The sequence below is a fragment of the Nocardia aobensis NBRC 100429 genome, assembly GCF_000308375.1.
GTDB classification, from domain to species: domain Bacteria; phylum Actinomycetota; class Actinomycetes; order Mycobacteriales; family Mycobacteriaceae; genus Nocardia; species Nocardia aobensis.
This window is the reverse complement of sequence record NZ_BAFQ01000121.1, coordinates 1-4,658: the sequence shown is the minus strand read 5'-3', so window position 1 is coordinate 4,658 and position 4,658 is coordinate 1. Positions and strand designations below refer to the sequence as shown.

2 protein-coding genes are annotated in these 4,658 nt (G+C 71.7%); both read left to right on the top strand.

Features of this window, described 5'->3' with window-relative positions:
• The first annotated feature begins 163 nt into the window (after positions 1 to 163).
• Positions 164 to 1,654: an SCO6880 family protein gene (locus tag RJ03_RS15355; protein ID WP_036502826.1), complete on the top strand. Its 1,491-nt coding sequence runs from the start codon at positions 164 to 166 to the stop codon at positions 1,652 to 1,654.
• Positions 1,655 to 1,660: 6 nt separating this feature from the next.
• The coding region (locus RJ03_RS38410) for a hypothetical protein (RefSeq protein WP_245552292.1) at positions 1,661 to 4,658 on the top strand (2,998 nt) is incomplete at its 3' end.

The window sequence follows — 4,658 nt, the reverse complement described above, 5'->3', positions numbered from 1 at the left end:
GTGCGGCGGCGGTACCATCCGGCGCGTCGCGAGTCATGAACAACATCGCGACGGCCCGGGCCGCGGGCGCGCATCTCAACCGCGCCGACGAAGCCATGGGCGATATCGCCGGTGACCGCTGGGCCAACCGCGCACCCGACCTCGGCAGGAGCACCATTCCGCGATGACGACGACCGACACCTACGAGCGCCGCTCGTACGGGCTGTGGCAGAAGCCCCGCAGCGCAGGCCTTTTCGGGTTGCGCTGGGGGGAGACGGTGCTCGGCTTCGTCGTCGTCATCACCGCCCTGATGACGGCGCTGGTCGCCGGGCCGAAACCGGCGCTGTTCGTCGCGATCATCGGTCTGGTCGTGATGGTTCCACTGGTGTGGCGGACGGGGGGCCGCTCCGGTTACGAGACGGGATTGATGATGTTCCATTGGTTGCGCGGCCGCAGCAAGGGCGAGCACGTCTATCGCGGCGGCCGGTTCTCCCGCATTCCCGGCGGCGTCGCGCGCCTGCCCGGACTGATGGCGCCGTCGCGGCTGTACGAGGGAATCGACGCCGGCGGCTACAGCTTCGGGATGATCCATCTGCCACAGTTCGCGCAGTACACGGTCGTACTGCGGGCCTGGCCGCAGGGACACGAGGCGGTCGACCAGCCGGTGATCGATCGGTGGGTGTCCGCCTGGGGCACCTTCCTGGCCTCGCTGGGCCAGACCTCCGACATCGTCGCGGTGGTTCCGGTGATCGACACCGTCCCGGAGACCGGAAACCGTCTGCTCACCGAGGTTTCCACGATCACCCGGCCGGAATCGCCGGCGCTGGCCCAGCAGGTGATGTACGAGCTGGCGACCGAATTGCCGCAGGAGCGCGTGCAATTGCTGCCGCGGGTGGCGCTCACGTTCAAGGCCACCACCGCCGAACGACGCAAGAATCCGGCCGAGGAGGCCGTCGAGATCGGCCGCCGGTTGCCGGGGATCTGCGCGGCGCTGGCCGAAGCGGGGGTGCGCGCGCAGCCGATGTCGGCCGACGAGGTGATCTCGTTCATCCGCCGCAGCTACGACCCGGCCGCGCAGGCCGATCTGGAGGTGGCCGCAGGCGAGATCGGCGGGCACGGGCTGGATTGGGCCGACGCGGGCCCGATCTCGCACGAGGAACGCTGGGACCAGTTCATCCACGACGGCGGCCGCTCGGTCACCTGGGAGATGGACGCCGCACCCGAGGGCGCGGTCGACGAGCGGGTGTTGCAGCGGCTGCTGGCGCCGAATCCGGAGGTCCCGCGCAAGCGGATCGCGATCGTCTACCGGCCGCATTCGGCCGCCGACGCCGCCGAGATCGTGGACGACGACTACAAGAACGCGCTGGTCGCGCAGCAGAGCGAACGAGGTGTCGTCTCCGCCTCGGCGACGCTGCGGGTCGGCGCCACCCAGCAGGCGCGCGAGGAACAGGCGCGCGGCCACGGTGTGACCCGGTTCGGCGCGCTCGTCACCATCACCGAACCGCTGCGCGGTGATCTGCCGCGGATCGAAGCGATTACCCGCGACCTGTCCACACAGGCCCGGTTGAAGATCCGGCGTTGCTACCGCTACCAGGCGGCGGCCTTCGCGGCCTCACTCGGCTGCGGGGTGATCCTGCCGGAACACGCGAGTATTCCCAAGGCATTGGCGGGGTGAGCGCAGATGGCAGGTGAGCACGAGCCACCGGTCCGCTACCGGGGCGAACCACCGCGCTACAGCGAGCGGGTGGTGGATCCGGAGAACCCGGTCCAGGCCCGGCCGCGCACGCGGACGGCCCACGACGACGAGTGGGGCATCGAGGCCTACGCGCCCGGCCTGCCCCGCTCGGAATACGGTGGCGCACCTGCCGATTGGGATGACGTACCGCTGCGCCCGGCGCGGCGGCGGGCGCGACGCGAGGAGGGCGAACACGCTCGCCCGGACCCCGCCGCGCCGCCGGAACACGGTGGGCGTGCGACGGGGCATTCGCGCACCGGAGCCGGTGTCGACGGTGCGGGACGCACCCGAGGCGCCGCGGCTCCCCGGCGGGAGGCCGAACGCCGCCCCGCGCCCGAATCGGGTGCGGGCGAGGGTACTCGTTCCGCGCGGAATACCGAATACGATGCGCCACAACGGCGTCCGGGAGGTGAGCGGATCTCCGACGAGCGCGGCTCGGGAAGCCCACGCCGGCGCGGTGACGATGCGGCGAGGCCCGGATCCGCCGGTGAGCGTTCGATGCGGCGGGCCGAGCCGGAGCCGGGCCGCAGGCGTCCGGCGAACGGCGACCGGGACGGATCGGTCGGACGCGACGAGAACCGTCGCGGGGCAGGCGATGCGAGTGGCGCCCGCGGCCGTGCGGGCGGGGACGCGATCGAGTCCGAGCAGAACCGGGGCGGCCGGACGACGTCGCAGTCGGCACGCGACCGGTCGGCCGACGGCCGGGAAGCCGAACGGTCGAGCACGCGCCCGCGCCGTGCTGCCGGATCGGACGGCAGTGCAGCGCCGCGAAGGGCGTTGCCGGAGAACACCGGGACGGGCAACGACGTCGCGACGACCGGCGCGACGGCGCCGCGAACCAGCAGCCGGATCGCGGGCGTGGAGGACAGCGCAGATCGCGAAAGCCATGGGGCCGAGCGCGATACGGATACCCCGCCGACAACGAGCGGCCCTCGACGGCAGGGGGCCGGTGCGCCCCGGTCCACGCCGGGCGACGCGAACTCGCCGACCGCGACGCGGCCGGTGCCGAGCCACCACGACTCGCCGGACCAGGGTGCGGATCTCGTGGACGGCGACCGCGCCGCGCGGGCCGAGGAGGCCGAGCGGGGCGACTCGCCCGTTGGCGGCTTCGCGGACAGCGCCGACTCCGTGCGTTCCCGTGCGAGCGGTCCAGCCGAGGCGGCCGGCGGCGTCTCCGCCGACGACGGGATCGCGGCCCGCTCCGGCGGTGAGCCGACTGCCACGTCACGCGGCGCCGACGACGATGCGGCGCACGACAATTCGGCCGGGGCACGTACCCGGCGCCGGGTGGGCGGGCCGGAGGACCGGCCCGACGATCGAGAGATCTCCTATGCGCATGGCACCCCGCAATCGGCCGAGCTGCCGGCCGGATTCGACCAGGTATCGCCCGAGACGCGCGGAGGGCGCTACATGACCGGCGACTACGAGCCGGCGCCGCGGCGGAGTACGCGTACCGAATACGGCGCAGGAACGGCGCGCCGGCGCACGGAGACGCCGCCCGCCCGGCGCACGGGCCGGGGTCAGCGCACGCTGCGTGATCGCAACGGCTCGAAAATGGCCTCCTACGAACAGCTGTCGCGAGCGTCCCGAGCGGATGCCGAGGCGGGCAACCGGCGGGATCGGCGCAGCAAACCGGTCAAGAAGAAGAATCAGGGTCCGCCCCTGCTCGATGATGCGGCCCGGGCGCGGCTGGAGGCGGTGGCCCGCGAGGGCGCCGGATTGCGCGCCGCGTGGGCGGCGTTCCGGATCCGCACCGACGACCTGCGCCGCGTCAACGCCGCGGCCCGCATCGAATCGGTCGTCGAGGACGGATTCGACCGTGGCACGGCACAATTGACCGATCGGGGTTACGTCGGAGCCGGCGGCGGCCGGATGAACGTGGTGGGCCGCCCCGTCGAATACCGCGCCACCACAGCGCAGGTCGCCGGCCTGTGGCCGTGGTCGGTCGGCGCCGGCGCACCGCTGATCGGCACCCCGCTCGGCTCGCATCTGCACACCGGCGCGCCGGTGTGCTTCGACCCCATGAACTGGTTCATGCGCGGCAGCTTCATCACCGCGCCCAGCCTGTTCGTGCTGGGGCTCAACGGTTTCGGTAAATCCTCGCTGGTGCGCCGCATCGTGCTCGGCGGTGTCGCCCAGGGGATCACGCCGCTGATCCTGGCCGATGTGAAACCGGACTACCGCAAGCTGGTGGAGATGGTCGGTGGCCAGGTCATCGACCTCGGCTACGGGCACGGCAAACTGAATCCGCTCGCGGGTGGTGTGCTCGGCTCGATCGTCCCGTTGCTGGACGACCTCCCCCAGTTGCAGTTGCAGGTGACCCAGGAACTGCGGGCCCGCCAGGTCACGTTGATCGCCGGTCTGGTCGAACTCGTGCGTGGCGCCCGCGTGCGCGACTACGAGGAGACCTTGATCTCCACCGCGCTGCGCATCCTGTACCGCGAAGGCAGTGGCTTCGCGCCGGAATCACCGCCCATCATGGAGGATCTGCTCGAGGTGGTGGTCGGCGGCGGCCAGGAGCTGATGCTCGACGCCGGCGCCGACAACACCGAGGAGTACCACGAGGCCACCAAGGGCTTGCGGCGGTCGCTGCGGGCGCTGACCCAGGGGCCGTTCGGTGCGGTCTTCAACGGTCAGACCACCACGCCGATCGACACCTCCTCGGTGGCGGTCTGCATCGACGTCTCGCACATCCCGACCGGGGACAAGAAGCTCAAAGCCGGTGTGATGCTGGCCTGCTGGGCCGACGGGTTCGCGTCGGTGGAGGCCGCGCACGTCCTCGCCGACGGCAAACTGGGGCCGCAGCGGTACTTCCAGGTCGTCATGGACGAGCTGTGGCAGGTGCTGGGACTCGGTGACTTCATGGTCGACCGCGTCGACGAACTGACCCGACTGCAGCGCGGCATGGCGACCTCGCTGATCATGATCAGCCACACCATCAAGG

Coding starts and splice junctions, on each gene's coding strand:
- RJ03_RS15355 (WP_036502826.1), top strand. CDS start 164: ATGACGACGACCGACACCTACGAGCGCCGCTCGTACGGGCTGTGGCAG.